The sequence below is a fragment of the Aliiroseovarius sp. ABM4_368 genome, assembly GCF_056161205.1.
The window spans coordinates 526,234-539,922 of record NZ_JBSWYR010000003.1 but is presented as its reverse complement, the minus strand read 5'-3'; the positions used below and the strand labels follow the sequence as shown (position 1 = coordinate 539,922).

Below are 13,689 nucleotides of genomic sequence, written 5' to 3'. Positions count from 1 at the left end.
GGGAGAGTAGGTCACCGCCAAACCTAATAAAGAACCAGAAAGTATCCTCTCAAAATGATGAACAAAACACAAAACGCCGGTAGCTGAATAAGCCGCCGGCGTTCGTGTGTTCAAACGTTGAAACTCACAAAACATCCATAGATAGTAAGTGCTAATTTCGCCCCTAGTAATTCCCTAGGGCAACTCAACAATCTCATCTTGGGCTTTGTACGCATGCCGACGCCACGGGAGTAATTTCCTTTTTACCTAATTACGTATGTTTACTGCTTAGATTACAGGCGATCTATTTCGTCAAACATTGCTGAACTGCATTGCTCTCGAGAAAACCTCTGAGCGGCAGCAGGAAAGCATCATACCGAACAGTGCAAAACAGTAAGTCTGCCGGGTTGACCTCAATGTTTTGAGTTTGTCCATCCTCAAGGCGAATGGAAAGCCCCCAGTTTTCAGGACCATCAATGCATGGACCTCCCGGTTGAGCGCAAACCTCCAAAACGGCTTGCCTTTGAATATCAGTCAGAACATTCGCGTAAAAGGTCGCGCGATCTTTATCGCCTGATTTAGCCATTGCATATACAATTGAAACCACGGCATCGGAACTAATGCCGTATCGCGTCTCTATATTACTGGCATCTAATGATTGCAGTACTGAAACAAGTTTGCTTAGCGTTGGAGATCCGACCAACAACTCCAAATAGGCACTCGGGAAATCCTGATCCGAAACTCCCTTCTTGGTTAGAGACACTAGTCGAGACGCTATGTCATGGCATTCATCCGCTGACTCAGTAACGGGTTGCTTGTTCAAAAGTTGAACATACGCAGTACACGTCTCTATGCTTTTAGCGCCGTCCGAGTTCGAATAGGAAGGGCTCGCAATGGCCAGAAGCCAACCAATCGAGAACACTAAATCGCGCACCGTGCGCCGAACAAACAACTTCTGCATGGGACTCCGAAGCGGTGCAGTTCTAAATACTGCTTTGGTCAATTCATTCGCTCCAAAACACTAACATCTTCTGTTGGACCGGAATTGGTGTCAGATTCGTTCACCTTTTCTTCAGACGCAAATCCACAGTTTAGTGAACTGAGAATGACATTTTCATGCACGCTATCTGCTTCAGTCTTTTCAATCAACCCAGACAGGTAAGCGCGCTTGGTTCCCGAGTTAACCTACAAGGGCGAATTGGGTGTATCCGAACACCGAGCCATGCTCGGGGCAAGCTAAGAGGTAGCCGCTCGGTCCAACGCTAGGGGTCTTAAAGAATTCGCTGTTTGACAAAATTCTGCTGAGAAATGACTCAATCTAGGGCAGCCAGAAGTCTATTGAACAAGATGTGAGATGCGCTTCGTTGTAAAGCGCATTAAATGGAGCACAATCAAACCCGGACCAACCATGCGCCTTTTCCTCCTCACCCTCCTCACCATGGCCGCCTTCGCGGCTAACTCGCTGCTCAACCGGGCGGGGTTGGCCGAAGGTGCCATTGGTCCCGCTGGGTTTGCCGCAATCCGGGTGATCTCGGGTGCGGTGATGTTGTGGGTGTTGATGGTGTTGGGGCGGAAGATCGCTCCCAAACGCCCCGCGCCGGATTGGATCTCGGTGGGCGCGCTCGCTGTGTATCTTCTGGGCTTCTCGTTTGCCTATGTGGCGCTTGATGCCGGACTTGGCGCGTTGGTGCTCTTCGCCATCGTGCAGGTCACGATGTTTGCGGGCGCGGTGCGGGCAAGGGACCGGGTTCCGGCGCTTCGATGGAGTGGTATGGCGGTGTCGATGCTTGGGCTGGTCTATTTGGTTTGGCCATCCCAGAACGTGCATCTGCCAGCTCTCCCTTTGATCTTGATGGCCGCTGCGGCGATCGGGTGGGGCGTCTATTCGTTGACCGGCCGTCGGGCAGTCGAGCCACTTCAAGCCACCGGTTGGAATTTCATCTATGCCGCGCCCATTGTGCTGATCGCTACCGTCCCCTTTATCTGGGGCGAGGCGCTTTCAACTCCCGGCATCCTTTTGGCTGTCACCGCAGGTGCAATCACATCCGGCCTTGGCTATGCGCTGTGGTATCGCGTGCTTCCGCAACTGGGCGCCAGCACCGGTGCGCTGGTACAGCTTTCGGTCCCGGTCATCGCCATGGGGGCAGGGGTTGTTCTGCTGGGGGAAACGGTGGGCCTGCGCGAGGTCACGGCCTCGGCACTGGTGTTGGGTGGCATTGCTATCGGACTGATCGCCCGCAAATAGCCACGAAGGCTTGCACCACGCGGAAGGCTCGTCTATACGCCCCCGGTGGCCTTATGGGCTACAGAATCAAAACCAAGAAACGCCGTGTTTGGCCCCGTATCGCTTCTGGGGTCAGTTCCGGCAAAGGAGAAGCGATATGAAATTGCATGAACTGCGCGACAATCCTGGCGCAACCAAACCCCGCAAACGCATTGGTCGTGGTCCCGGTTCGGGCACTGGTAAAACCGGTGGCCGTGGTATCAAAGGTCAAAAGTCGCGTTCGGGTGTGGCCATCAATGGCTACGAAGGCGGCCAAATGCCCCTCTACCAGCGTCTTCCCAAGCGTGGCTTCAACAAGCCGAACCGCAAGAAGTTCGCTGTGATCAACCTGGGCCTGATCCAGAAGTTCATCGACGAGAAGAAAATCGACGCCAAAGACATTAACGAAGACACACTGGTGGCTTCGGGTCTGGTGCGCCGCAAACTGGACGGTATCCGCGTTCTGGCCAAAGGTGAATTGACCACCAAAGCCAACATCACCGTGACCGGTGCGTCGAAATCGGCCATCGAAGCTGTAGAAAAAGCTGGCGGTAAATTGACCGTCGCTGCACCGGCTGCGGCTGAATAAGGCCTTGTGAGGGGCGCGCCAGCCCCTTACATGTCTAATCACGTTTTCAAGCGCCGCCGGAGCCGGGAACGGTCCGGCGGCGCTTTACTTGATCCAAGGGGGCCTTATGGCATCTGCAGCAGAACAAATGGCGTCGAACATGAGCTGGAGCGCCTTCGGCAAGGCGACCGAGCTTCGCCAGCGCATCTTCTTCACGATCGGGCTTCTGATCATTTATCGTCTTGGCACGTTCATTCCCGTTCCGGGAATTGACGCGAACGCCCTACGTGACTTCATGGAGCAAGCTCAGTCCGGCATCGCCGGTGTGCTTGGCATGTTCACGGGGGGTGCGCTCAGCCGGATGGGTGTCTTCGCCCTTGGCATCATGCCTTATATCTCGGCTTCGATTATCGTGCAGCTGTTGTCTTCCATGTGGGAGCCTTTGAAGCAGCTGAAAAACGAAGGCGAGCAAGGCCGCAAGAAGATCAACCAATACACCCGCTATGGCACCGTTCTGCTGGCCACGGGTCAGGCCTTTGCGCTGGCAAACAGCTTGCAGGCTGGTAGCCTTGTGACCAATCCCGGCGCGTTCTTCATTGCCTCCTGTGTGATTACGCTGGTCGGCGGCACCATGTTCCTGATGTGGTTGGGTGAACAGATCACCGCACGCGGCATCGGCAATGGTATCTCGCTGATCATCTTCGTCGGCATCGTGGCCGAAATCCCTGCCGCTCTGGGTCAGTTCCTGGCCTCGGGTCGCTCGGGTGCCATCAGTCCCGCTGTGATCATCGGTGTGATTGTCATGATGGTCGCGGTGATTGCCTTTGTCGTGTTCATGGAACGTGCGCTTCGCAAGGTACACATCCAATATCCGCGTCGTCAGGTTGGCATGAAGATGTATGACGGTGGCTCGTCCCACCTGCCGATCAAGGTGAACCCGGCTGGCGTTATCCCGGCGATCTTCGCCTCGGCGCTTTTGTTGTTGCCGACGACGATCTCGACGTTCTCGTCTGGTCAATCCGGCCCGATCATGTCGACGATCTTGGCGTATTTCGGCCCCGGCCAGCCGCTCTATCTGCTGTTCTTCTCGGCCATGATCATTTTCTTCACCTTCTTCTACACCAAGGAAGTTGCGTTCAAAACGGAAGAAGTCGCCGACAACCTGAAAAGCCAGAACGGTTTCGTACCTGGCATTCGTCCCGGCAAGAAAACGGCCGAGTATCTGGACTATGTTGTTACCCGTCTGCTGACGCTAGGCTCGATCTATCTGGCAGCGGTCTGCTTGATGCCTGAAGTGCTGCGTGCGCAACTGGCAATCCCATTCTACTTCGGCGGCACCTCGGTTCTGATTGTTGTGTCGGTGACCATGGATACGATCCAGCAAGTGCAGTCGCATCTTCTGGCCCACCAATACGAGGGCCTGATCGAGAAGTCGCAACTGCGCGGCAAGAAACGTGGTAAGAAGGCTCCGTCGCGTCGATGAACATTATTCTACTTGGACCGCCGGGTGCCGGCAAAGGAACGCAAGCTGCCAAACTTGTTGAAGAGCGTGGCATGATCCAGCTGTCGACCGGCGACATGCTGCGCGAGGCGAAAGCCTCGGGCACTGAGATGGGCAAGAAAGTTGCTGCCATCATGGACGCGGGCGAGCTTGTCACGGACGAGATCGTCATAGGCCTGATCGAGGAAAAGCTGGAAGGCGAAACCGGAGGCGGCTTCATCTTCGACGGCTTCCCCCGCACGCTGCCTCAGGCGGACGCATTGGGCGCTCTTCTGGCAAAACACAATCAAACGCTCGACGCCGTTATTGAAATGCGCGTTGATGACGAGGTGTTGGTAGGCCGTATCGTTGGCCGAGCCGAGGAAGCCCGCAAAGCAGGCCAGCCTGTGCGTGCCGACGACAACGAGGAAAGCCTGAAGATCCGTCTGATGGAATACTACAAAAAGACCTCGCCGCTGATTGGCTATTACTGGGCCAAGGGTGACCTGAAATCGGTCAACGGTTTGGGCACCATCGACGAAGTGCAGGGCGAGATCGCCGAGGTTCTGGGCGCCTGATCCAGACGCTCAGGATGACCCTCCAGGCGCCGCGGTTCTGTCGCGGCGCTTTGGTTTTTCAGGCCCGGGCCGGGGTGTGCAAAAGGCTTGGTACTATGATGGGTTGACGAACAGTTCAATCCCGAGTAACTCACCCCATCCCTTATGGGAATCGGTGTGTCTCAGGGGGCGCTCCCCAAGGTGCACCAGACCAGAGAATTCAGCGCGGCCCGCTTGGAATGATCCGGCGGGCTTACGTTGTGAAAAAAGGTTCCGGAGCTACGGAATCGCAACGAAAAGGAAAGACTACGTGGCACGTATTGCTGGCGTAAACATCCCGACCCATAAACGGGTCCCGATCGCCCTGACTTATATTACCGGTATCGGCCATACTTCGGCTGCTGCTATCTGCGAAGCTGTGAACATCGACGTAACCCGTCGCGTGAACGAACTGTCGGACGCTGAAGTTCTGGCAATTCGTGAACACATCGACGCAACTTACACCGTTGAAGGTGACCTGCGCCGTGAAGTTCAGATGAACATCAAACGTCTGATGGATCTGGGCTGTTACCGTGGTCTGCGCCACCGTCGTAACCTCCCTGTTCGTGGTCAGCGTACCTCGACCAACGCACGTACTCGCAAAGGCCCTGCAAAGGCCATTGCCGGTAAGAAGAAATAAGGGGAGTAGTGAACAATGGCTCGCGATAAGACCCGCATGAAGCGTAAAGAGCGTAAGAACATCGCATCCGGTGTTGCTCACGTTAACTCGTCGTTCAACAACACCAAGATCCTGATCTCGGACGTGCAAGGCAACGCCATCTCGTGGTCGTCGGCTGGCACTATGGGGTTCAAAGGCTCGCGCAAGTCGACCCCGTATGCTGCTCAGATGGCTGCGGAAGACGCTGGCAAGAAAGCTCAGGAACACGGCGTTAAGACGCTGGAAGTTGAAGTTCAGGGCCCCGGTTCGGGTCGTGAATCGGCTTTGCGTGCGCTGGCTGCTATCGGTTTCAACATCACCTCGATCCGTGATGTAACCCCGATCGCACACAACGGCTGCCGCCCGCCGAAGCGCCGCCGCGTATAAGAATATTCTACGGCCGGGCCCCGCACGAAGCGAGGCCCGGTTTCCGTCATTTTAACCTCGGGCGTCCTGCCCTTTGGACATGGGGACAGGACAAGTATGGAGGGACGCATGATCCACAAGAACTGGGCAGAATTGATCAAACCGACACAGCTGGACGTAAAGCCGGGCAATGACCCTGCACGTCAGGCAACTGTTGTTGCTGAACCGCTGGAACGTGGCTTTGGTCTGACCCTGGGCAACGCCCTGCGCCGCGTGCTGATGAGCTCGCTGCAAGGTGCTGCCATCACGTCGGTTCAAATCGACAACGTATTGCACGAGTTCAGCTCGGTCGCTGGTGTACGTGAAGACGTCACCGACATCGTTCTGAACCTCAAAGGTGTTGCGATCAACATGGAAGTCGAAGGCCCCAAGCGCCTTTCGATTTCGGCCAAAGGCCCGATGGTTGTGACCGCTGGTGCGATCTCGGAATCGGCTGGCATCGAGATCCTGAACAAAGATCATGTGATCTGTCACCTGGATGACGGCGCGGATCTGTTCATGGAACTGACCGTCAACACTGGCAAAGGCTATGTCGCATCCGACAAGAACAAACCGGAAGATGCGCCGATCGGCCTGATCCCGGTTGATGCGATTTATTCGCCGGTCAAGAAAGTGTCGTATGACGTTCAGCCGACCCGTGAAGGTCAGGTTCTGGACTATGACAAGCTGACGCTGAAGCTGGAAACCGATGGTTCGGTTACGCCTGAAGATGCTGTGGCTTTCGCTGCGCGCATTCTGCAAGACCAACTGTCGATCTTCGTAAACTTCGACGAGCCGGAAGCAGCTGGCCGTCAGGACGAAGACGATGGCCTGGAGTTCAACCCGCTTCTGCTGAAGAAAGTGGACGAGCTGGAGCTGTCGGTCCGTTCAGCAAACTGCCTGAAGAACGACAACATCGTTTACATTGGCGATCTGATCCAGAAAACCGAAGCCGAGATGCTGCGCACTCCGAACTTCGGTCGCAAGTCGCTGAACGAGATCAAAGAAGTGCTTTCGGGCATGGGTCTGCACCTTGGCATGGACGTCGAGGAATGGCCGCCTGAGAACATCGAAGAGCTGGCGAAGAAATTCGAAGATCAGTTCTGATCTGCGGAGCATTCTCAGCAAAAGTGGATACCGGTTTTGCGGCTCGGGAATGCGACCAACGATCATTGACAAGTTTCCGGGGGCGGCGTAGAGCGGCCCCCGAAATGCCCACAGTAGTGGGGAACATCTGGGCAATCCTGCCCCAAGGAGAGGGACCGACACGCATCGGTTCTCAGACAAAGCACCGCTCACCTAAGAGCACAAAAGAAGGATTAAGAAAATGCGTCACGCTCGTGGTTACCGCCGCCTGAACCGCACACACGAACACCGTAAAGCTATGTTCTCGAACATGGCCGGCTCGTTGATCGAACACGAACAAATCAAAACCACCCTGCCCAAGGCCAAAGAACTGCGCCCGATCATCGAAAAGATGATCACGCTGGCCAAACGTGGCGACCTGCACGCACGTCGTCAGGCATCGGCCCGTCTGAAGCAGGAAGATCAGGTTGCAAAACTGTTCGAGGTTCTGGGCCCGCGCTATAAAGACCGTCAGGGCGGTTATGTCCGCGTTCTGAAAGCTGGATTCCGCTATGGCGACATGGCTCCGATGGCGATCATCGAATTTGTTGACCGTGACGTCAATGCGAAAGGCGCCGCTGACCGCGCACGTCTGGAAGCTGAAGAAGCTGGCGCCGAAGAATAAGAACTGCGCTTCAAAAGCGTTCGAAAGCCCCGCCATTGTGCGGGGCTTTTTGGTTGCCGGCGATATCGGCGTCCGGATAAAAAAGCAACCGGCGGTTGTTTGACATTACTCGAAGCATCTAGAAAGATAGTTTTATATCTATATGTTCGATGCCGGGTAAACGATGCGAAACGATCAGAAAATCAGCCAATATTTGGCGCAGCTGGATCGTTTGTCGCCCGCTGGCTATACGATTGCATTGCATATCCGCAATACGTCTCCGCATTTGCAATTTAAGACCTATGACCCGGCCTGGGTTCGGATCTATTCCGAGAACGGGTATACGCTGGCCGATCCGATCGTATTCTGGGGCTTCGGAGATGGAACCAAAACGCGGTGGAGTGAATTGAACTTGCCGGATCCGCATGAAATTTTCAAGCAAGCGGCCGAGTATGGTTTGAAATACGGAGTGGCGATTGCGGTTGGGCCGACCAATTCCCGATCGATCGCAGGACTTGCCCGCTCGGACCGCGAGTTTACAGATGCCGAGATCGACAATCTGCAAGTTTTGCTTGAACGACTGCACGCTGTCTCGACCCCGCCCGAGACATTAACCCCAGCCCAACAGGCCGCGCTGAGATATGTCGCGAAGGGGCATCGCCACGCCGAAGCCGCATCCCTTCTGGGCATCTCCGAAAGTGCGTTAAAGGCAAGATTGAGCAGCGCGCGGGATCGATTGTCTGCCCGCACCACCGCCGAGGCGATCCAACGTGCGCAGGAAAGCGGATTGATCTGACGCACGTCGTTTTTCTGCTTTTCCCCACCTGCCGACAGGCCTAACGTCCCCCTATGGCTGACCTGTTTGACACTTCCACCGACCGCCCTGACCAAGCTCAGGACGCGCCGCGCCCTTTGGCGGATCGGCTGCGCCCGCAAACCCTGTCCGATGTGATCGGGCAGGAACAGGTGCTTGGTTCCGAAGCCCCTTTGGGCACGATGTTGGCGGCAGGCAGTCTTGGGTCGCTGATCCTGTGGGGGCCGCCCGGCGTGGGTAAAACCACCATCGCCCGCCTTTTGGCAGATGAAACTGATCTTCATTTCGTCCAGATCAGCGCTATCTTCTCGGGCGTGCCCGAGCTTCGAAAAGTGTTCGAGGCTGCCAAGCATCGGCGCGCGAACGGGCAGGGGACGCTTCTGTTCGTGGACGAGATCCACCGCTTTAACAAAGCGCAGCAGGACGGGTTTCTGCCATATATGGAGGACGGCACGATCCTGTTGGTCGGAGCCACCACTGAAAACCCGTCTTTCGAACTTAACGCCGCTGTTCTGTCCCGGTCTCAGGTGTTGGTCCTGACCCGCCTTTCGTTGGCGGATTTGGAGCGGTTGGTACAACGTGCCGAGCAAGAACTAGGCCAAGCCTTGCCGCTGACCGGTGAAGCCCGCGAGGCATTGCTTGAAATGGCCGATGGCGATGGCCGCGCGCTTTTGAACCTGGTGGAGCAGGTCACGGCATGGAAGGTCGACGGCAAGCTGGATGTGGAAGGCTTGTCATCGCGTTTGATGAAGCGCGCGGCGGTCTATGACAAGTCGGGTGATGAGCATTACAACCTGATCTCGGCCTTGCACAAGTCGGTTCGCGGCTCGGACCCGGATGCCGCACTTTATTGGTTTGCCCGGATGCTGAATGGTGGGGAAGATCCGCGTTTTCTTGCCCGCCGTCTGACCCGCATGGCCGTCGAGGACATCGGGCTGGGTGATCCACAAGCGCAGCGCGTCTGCTTGGATGCGTGGGAAACTTACGAACGGCTGGGCAGCCCCGAGGGTGAACTGGCCCTGTCGCAGGCTGTGATCTATCTGGCGCTCGCGCCCAAATCCAACGCCAATTACGTGGCGTTTAAAGCGGCGATGAAGGCGGCCAAAAACACTGGGTCCGCACCCCCGCCCAAGCATATCCTAAACGCCCCCACACGGTTGATGGAGGAGCAAGGATATGGCGAAGGCTATGCCTATGATCATGATGCCCCGGACGGGTTCTCGGGCCAGAACTATTTCCCCGATGAAATGAAACGCGGCGTTTATTATGTTCCGGTCGAACGCGGGTTCGAGCGAGAGCTGAAAAAACGCTCAGACTACTTTACGAAATTGCGCAGTAAACGGCTGTGACCCCTTGGACACTTGCGGCGAGGTTCAACCCAAGGAATGATGGGGTGGATCAATTTTGGTGTCCCATTTGCGACCTTGTAGCCAAAGGAGCCACTTCTTGCGTAAACTCGCTCTTGCAGCCGCCCTTGCCATTCCTGCTGAGGTCCTTGGCCCGCTGGGCGGCATGCCACGGTAACCACCGCACCAAATAAACGGATATGAACGATATGGAAGATCAACTGCCCGATAATGTCGAACAGGTAAAGCTCTGGGATCCGGCTCTGCGCCTGTTTCACTGGGCCCTTGCCTTGGTCGTGATCACTGGTTGGTGTCTGGGGCGGTTCGGCCCAAACATCATGACGCTGCATTTCTATGCGGGCTATGCGGTGATCGGGCTTTTGGCCTTCCGTATCCTCTGGGGCTTTGTTGGCTCACGCCCCGCGCGGTTCCGGCATTTCCTGTTTGGCCCAAAAAAGACGCTGGACTATGTGGCGACTATGCCCAGCCGCAAGCCAAGCTATTGGCCCGGCCACAACCCGGTCGGCGCGCTGTCGGTTTTTGCGCTTCTGGTGGTTCTTGCGTTGCAAGTAGGGACCGGGCTGTTCATTGACGCGGATGACTTTATCAACACCGGCCCTCTGGTGGATTGGGTCAGCTATGAAACTGCGCGCGAGGCCGCTGGGCTGCATTACCGCCTGTCGCTTCTGCTGTTGGCGTTGGTCGTGCTGCATCTGGCCGCGATCCTGTTTTACCGCTTCTGGAAGCGTGAAAACCTTGTAAAACCGATGATCACTGGCTGGAAAGCGGTGCGCAAAGACCACCCTGACGCCTGACACAGCGCTTGACAAAAAAGGCGCTTGGCCTCAGTCAGGCCCCATGATGACACCCCTTCTGCAAGTTGCTTTGGGCGGCGCGCTTGGCGCCTCGGCCCGCTATCTTAGCGTGAACGCCTATATTCGTGCGTTCGGCACCGGGTTTCCTGCGGGCACAATGATTGTGAACGTGCTGGGCTCGTTCTTGATTGGCATCGTTGTGGTACTCTTGGCGCGCAAGGAAATAGCACATATGTCGCCCCTTCTGATGACCGGCTTTCTGGGCGGGTTCACTACGTTCTCGGCCTATTCGCTTGAAGCCTTCACACTGTTCGAGCGCGGGCAGGTGGCGCCCGCTGCGTTTTACGTGATTGGAACGGTTGTCTTGTCGATTGCAGCATTAATAGCGGGGGTTATGGTGGCCCGAATGGTGATGGCATGAGCGTTCAACACATTACAGTTGGTCCGGACGAGGCCGAACAGAGACTGGATCGTTGGGTGAAGCGGATGTTCCCCCATGTGGGGCAGGGCCGGATCGAAAAAGGCTGCCGCAAGGGCGAGTTTCGGGTGAACGGTGCTAAGGTGAAGACCTCAACCCGCGTGGGGCCGGGTGACGAAGTGCGCATCCCACCTTTGCCGATTACCAAAGATGAACGTCCCGTAACGAAAGCTAAGGCGCGTGTTTCGGAAGCGGATGCCAAGATGATCCAATCTTGCGTCATCTATCAAGACGACCATGTGATTGCGCTGAACAAGCCGCCGGGGCTGCCGACCCAGGGTGGCTCGAAACAGGTCAAGCATGTGGATGGTCTGGCCGAGGCGCTGAAGTTCGACCGCGACGAGAAACCTCGTCTTGTGCACCGTCTGGACAAGGACACCTCAGGCGTATTGCTTTTGGCACGTACGCAAGCCGCAGCGTCTGGTCTGACGGCCGCAATGCGCCACAAAGAAACCCGCAAGATTTACTGGGCGGTGGTGGCCGGTGTGCCGACGCCCTATCTGGGTGAAATCCGCTATGGTTTGGTCAAAGCGCAAGGCGGCGGGCGCGGGGCGGGTGAGAAAATGATCTGCGTTCATCCGCGTGCGATGCATGAATACCCCGACGCCAAACGTGCGCATACGCTTTACGCGACGCTTTACCGTGTGGCGGGTCGTGCCTCGTGGGTAGCGATGGAGCCGATCACCGGCCGAACCCACCAGCTGCGCGCCCATATGGCCGAGATCGGCCATCCGATCATCGGCGATGGCAAGTATGGCGGCTCGTCTCAGGACAATTTGGGTGACGGTTGGGGCGCGATGATTGGCGGCGAGATTTCCCGCAAGCTACACCTGCACGCACGATCCATGACGTTCGAGCATCCTGTGACGAAGAAACCGATTACCGTCACCGCCGACCTTCCGCCCCACTTTGCGGACACGTTTGAGACCTTCGGCTGGACGCCCGATCTAGCCGCTGATGACCCGTTCGAGGCGCTGTGAATGACCACCCTTAAGCTTGCCGTTTTCGATGTCGACGGAACGCTGATCGACAGTCAGGATTTCATCGTCGAGGCGATGAACCGTGCATTTGTTGAAATGGGCGTGGCCCTTCCGACCCGCGCCGAGGTGTTGTCCATCGTTGGCCTGTCCCTGCACGACGCCATCGCGCGTTTGGTGCCCGATATGTCGGACCGAGACGTCGATATCGCGGCCCAACAATACAAAGACATGTTTATCAAACTGCGCGCCGAAAAGGGCGGCGAGGCTGCCGCGCCGATGTATCCCGGCGCACGCACAGCTCTCGAGGTCCTGCACCCGCGTGACGAGGTGCTTTTGGGCGTGGCCACTGGCAAGGCGCGGCGCGGGCTGGACCACGCCTATGACGCGCATGATCTGCGCAAGTTTTTCGTGACCCATCAAACCGCGGATGATCACCCGTCGAAGCCGCATCCGTCGATGCTGCAGCGGGCGCTGTCTGAAACTGGTGCTGAAGCCACTCGGGCAGTGATGATTGGTGACACAAGTTTTGACATGGATATGGGCAAAGCGGCTGGCTTTCGCACCATCGGTGTCACATGGGGCTATCATCCTCGCGAACGACTGATCGCGGCGGGGGCGGATATCTTGATTGATGCGTTCGCGGATCTGCCCGCTGCGCTGGACGAACTTTGGGGGACAGCATGAGCGGCTGGGCAGCGAAACGGTTCTGGAAAGAGACAGCTGTCGGCGAGGCCGAAGGCGGATTTCAGGTGCTGTTGGACGGGCGGGCCGTAAAGACCCCTGCGAAGTCCCCGCTGGTCGTGCCTTCGCGCGCCTTGGCTGATGCAATGGCTGCTGAATGGGATGCACAAGAAGACGCCGTGAACCCAAACACTATGCCGATCACGCGGATGTCAAACTCGGCCATTGATAAGGTCACGGTACAGCACGCTGCCGTTGCCGACATGCTGGCGGCCTATGGCGACAGCGACCTTCTGTGCTATCGCGCCACCAGCCCACAAGAGCTGATCGCGCGGCAGGCAGAGAGCTGGGATCCGATTCTTGACTGGGCGGTCGATTCTCTGAATGCCCGCCTGAAACCCGTTTCAGGCATCATGCATGCAACTCAGGACGAAGCCGTGCTGAAAAACCTATCCGACCGGGTACATGCGCTGTCCGCGTTCCAGTTGACGGCCTTTCACGATCTGGTTTCCATGTCCGGTTCCTTGATCCTTGCTTTCGCCGTAACACAAGGGCGTTTGGATGCAGATGCAGCATGGCAATTGTCGCGTCTGGACGAGCTTTGGCAGGAAGAATTGTGGGGCAAAGACGAGGAAGCTCAGGAACTGGTTGAAAAAAAGAGCAAAGAATTTTCGTGCGCAGCATGGTTCTTTTCCGCGATCGAGCGCGAAACTTAATACAACCAAAGCGTTAGCTCGCGCTAATATTCTTGCTTTCCCCTAGGTTAAGTATCGCAATCGGCGATGTTGCCCTTGACGAAATATGATCAATCCTTTCAAAATCCGAGGCAGTTGAAGGGGGGACACCCTTTTACATCACTCACTGCGGGCTGATGTCCGCAAATAAAGCCCTCAAAAA

General features: G+C 56.5%; 16 protein-coding genes. 15 read left to right on the top strand and 1 reads right to left on the bottom strand.

The genetic code is table 11. The features are described from left to right. Positions 1-283: 283 nt before the first annotated feature. A complete protein-coding gene (locus ACXAH3_RS12010; RefSeq protein WP_474862315.1) occupies positions 284-982 on the bottom strand; it encodes a hypothetical protein in 699 nt (232 codons plus the stop codon). Between the two features lie 405 nt (positions 983-1,387). On the opposite strand from ACXAH3_RS12010, the gene ACXAH3_RS12005 reads away from it, so the two are divergent. The 15 genes from ACXAH3_RS12005 (at position 1,388) to ACXAH3_RS11935 (ending at position 13,508) form a co-directional block, all read left to right on the top strand. Beyond that, positions 1,388-2,224: a DMT family transporter gene (locus ACXAH3_RS12005; RefSeq protein WP_474862314.1), complete on the top strand. Its 837-nt coding sequence runs from the start codon at positions 1,388-1,390 to the stop codon at positions 2,222-2,224. Between the two features lie 136 nt (positions 2,225-2,360). Next, positions 2,361-2,831, top strand: coding sequence for a 50S ribosomal protein L15 (rplO, locus tag ACXAH3_RS12000; RefSeq protein ID WP_474862313.1), 471 nt, complete (start codon positions 2,361-2,363; stop codon positions 2,829-2,831). Positions 2,832-2,937: 106 nt separating this feature from the next. Then, positions 2,938-4,293: a preprotein translocase subunit SecY gene (gene secY / locus ACXAH3_RS11995; protein ID WP_474862312.1), complete on the top strand. Its 1,356-nt coding sequence runs from the start codon at positions 2,938-2,940 to the stop codon at positions 4,291-4,293. Next, positions 4,290-4,868, top strand: coding sequence for an adenylate kinase (locus ACXAH3_RS11990; protein WP_474862311.1), 579 nt, complete (start codon positions 4,290-4,292; stop codon positions 4,866-4,868). Before secY ends, ACXAH3_RS11990 begins: the two co-directional genes overlap by 4 nt. Before the next feature lie 289 nt (positions 4,869-5,157). Then, positions 5,158-5,526 carry a 30S ribosomal protein S13 gene (rpsM, locus tag ACXAH3_RS11985; RefSeq protein ID WP_108857343.1) on the top strand — a complete coding sequence of 123 codons (369 nt, stop codon included), beginning with the start codon at positions 5,158-5,160 and terminating at the stop codon, positions 5,524-5,526. Positions 5,527-5,541: 15 nt separating this feature from the next. Further along, positions 5,542-5,931, top strand: a complete 390-nt coding sequence (gene rpsK, locus ACXAH3_RS11980; RefSeq protein WP_133484925.1) for a 30S ribosomal protein S11 — start codon at positions 5,542-5,544, stop codon at positions 5,929-5,931. 108 nt (positions 5,932-6,039) lie between these two features. Next, the gene (locus ACXAH3_RS11975; protein ID WP_142852043.1) at positions 6,040-7,056 is read left to right on the top strand and encodes a DNA-directed RNA polymerase subunit alpha; all 1,017 of its coding nucleotides are present in this window, start codon (positions 6,040-6,042) and stop codon (positions 7,054-7,056) included. A gap of 220 nt (positions 7,057-7,276) precedes the next feature. Then, on the top strand, positions 7,277-7,699 hold the full coding sequence (gene rplQ / locus ACXAH3_RS11970; protein ID WP_474862310.1) for a 50S ribosomal protein L17: 423 nt from the start codon (positions 7,277-7,279) through the stop codon (positions 7,697-7,699). A gap of 163 nt (positions 7,700-7,862) precedes the next feature. Then, entirely contained in the window at positions 7,863-8,474 is a 612-nt protein-coding gene (locus ACXAH3_RS11965) for a helix-turn-helix transcriptional regulator (RefSeq protein WP_474862309.1), read from the top strand. Between the two features lie 53 nt (positions 8,475-8,527). Then, complete coding sequence (locus ACXAH3_RS11960; protein WP_474862308.1) at positions 8,528-9,841, top strand: replication-associated recombination protein A; 1,314 nt, start codon at positions 8,528-8,530, stop codon at positions 9,839-9,841. 206 nt (positions 9,842-10,047) lie between these two features. Then, positions 10,048-10,653 carry a cytochrome b/b6 domain-containing protein gene (locus ACXAH3_RS11955; RefSeq protein ID WP_474862307.1) on the top strand — a complete coding sequence of 202 codons (606 nt, stop codon included), beginning with the start codon at positions 10,048-10,050 and terminating at the stop codon, positions 10,651-10,653. Positions 10,654-10,696: 43 nt separating this feature from the next. After that, entirely contained in the window at positions 10,697-11,074 is a 378-nt protein-coding gene (gene crcB / locus ACXAH3_RS11950; RefSeq protein WP_474862306.1) for a fluoride efflux transporter CrcB, read from the top strand. Next, on the top strand, positions 11,071-12,111 hold the full coding sequence (locus tag ACXAH3_RS11945) for an RluA family pseudouridine synthase (RefSeq protein WP_474862305.1): 1,041 nt from the start codon (positions 11,071-11,073) through the stop codon (positions 12,109-12,111). The genes crcB and ACXAH3_RS11945 overlap by 4 nt, the downstream gene beginning before the upstream one ends. Then, the gene (locus ACXAH3_RS11940) at positions 12,112-12,795 is read left to right on the top strand and encodes an HAD-IA family hydrolase (RefSeq protein ID WP_474862304.1); all 684 of its coding nucleotides are present in this window, start codon (positions 12,112-12,114) and stop codon (positions 12,793-12,795) included. It begins immediately after the preceding gene. After that, positions 12,792-13,508 carry an ATP12 family chaperone protein gene (locus ACXAH3_RS11935; RefSeq protein ID WP_474862303.1) on the top strand — a complete coding sequence of 239 codons (717 nt, stop codon included), beginning with the start codon at positions 12,792-12,794 and terminating at the stop codon, positions 13,506-13,508. Before ACXAH3_RS11940 ends, ACXAH3_RS11935 begins: the two co-directional genes overlap by 4 nt. The last annotated feature ends 181 nt before the right edge of the window (positions 13,509-13,689 follow it).

Excerpts from the sequence above, each read along its gene's own strand:
- ACXAH3_RS11935 (WP_474862303.1), top strand. The coding sequence starts at position 12,792 with ATGAGCGGCTGGGCAGCGAAACGGTTCTGGAAAGAGACAGCTGTCGGC.
- rplO (WP_474862313.1), top strand. The coding sequence starts at position 2,361 with ATGAAATTGCATGAACTGCGCGACAATCCTGGCGCAACCAAACCCCGC.
- ACXAH3_RS11945 (WP_474862305.1), top strand. The coding sequence starts at position 11,071 with ATGAGCGTTCAACACATTACAGTTGGTCCGGACGAGGCCGAACAGAGA.
- ACXAH3_RS12005 (WP_474862314.1), top strand. The coding sequence starts at position 1,388 with ATGCGCCTTTTCCTCCTCACCCTCCTCACCATGGCCGCCTTCGCGGCT.
- ACXAH3_RS11975 (WP_142852043.1), top strand. The coding sequence starts at position 6,040 with ATGATCCACAAGAACTGGGCAGAATTGATCAAACCGACACAGCTGGAC.
- ACXAH3_RS11955 (WP_474862307.1), top strand. The coding sequence starts at position 10,048 with ATGGAAGATCAACTGCCCGATAATGTCGAACAGGTAAAGCTCTGGGAT.
- crcB (WP_474862306.1), top strand. The coding sequence starts at position 10,697 with ATGATGACACCCCTTCTGCAAGTTGCTTTGGGCGGCGCGCTTGGCGCC.
- rplQ (WP_474862310.1), top strand. The coding sequence starts at position 7,277 with ATGCGTCACGCTCGTGGTTACCGCCGCCTGAACCGCACACACGAACAC.
- ACXAH3_RS11960 (WP_474862308.1), top strand. The coding sequence starts at position 8,528 with ATGGCTGACCTGTTTGACACTTCCACCGACCGCCCTGACCAAGCTCAG.
- secY (WP_474862312.1), top strand. The coding sequence starts at position 2,938 with ATGGCATCTGCAGCAGAACAAATGGCGTCGAACATGAGCTGGAGCGCC.
- ACXAH3_RS11990 (WP_474862311.1), top strand. The coding sequence starts at position 4,290 with ATGAACATTATTCTACTTGGACCGCCGGGTGCCGGCAAAGGAACGCAA.
- ACXAH3_RS11940 (WP_474862304.1), top strand. The coding sequence starts at position 12,112 with ATGACCACCCTTAAGCTTGCCGTTTTCGATGTCGACGGAACGCTGATC.
- ACXAH3_RS11965 (WP_474862309.1), top strand. The coding sequence starts at position 7,863 with ATGCGAAACGATCAGAAAATCAGCCAATATTTGGCGCAGCTGGATCGT.
- rpsK (WP_133484925.1), top strand. The coding sequence starts at position 5,542 with ATGGCTCGCGATAAGACCCGCATGAAGCGTAAAGAGCGTAAGAACATC.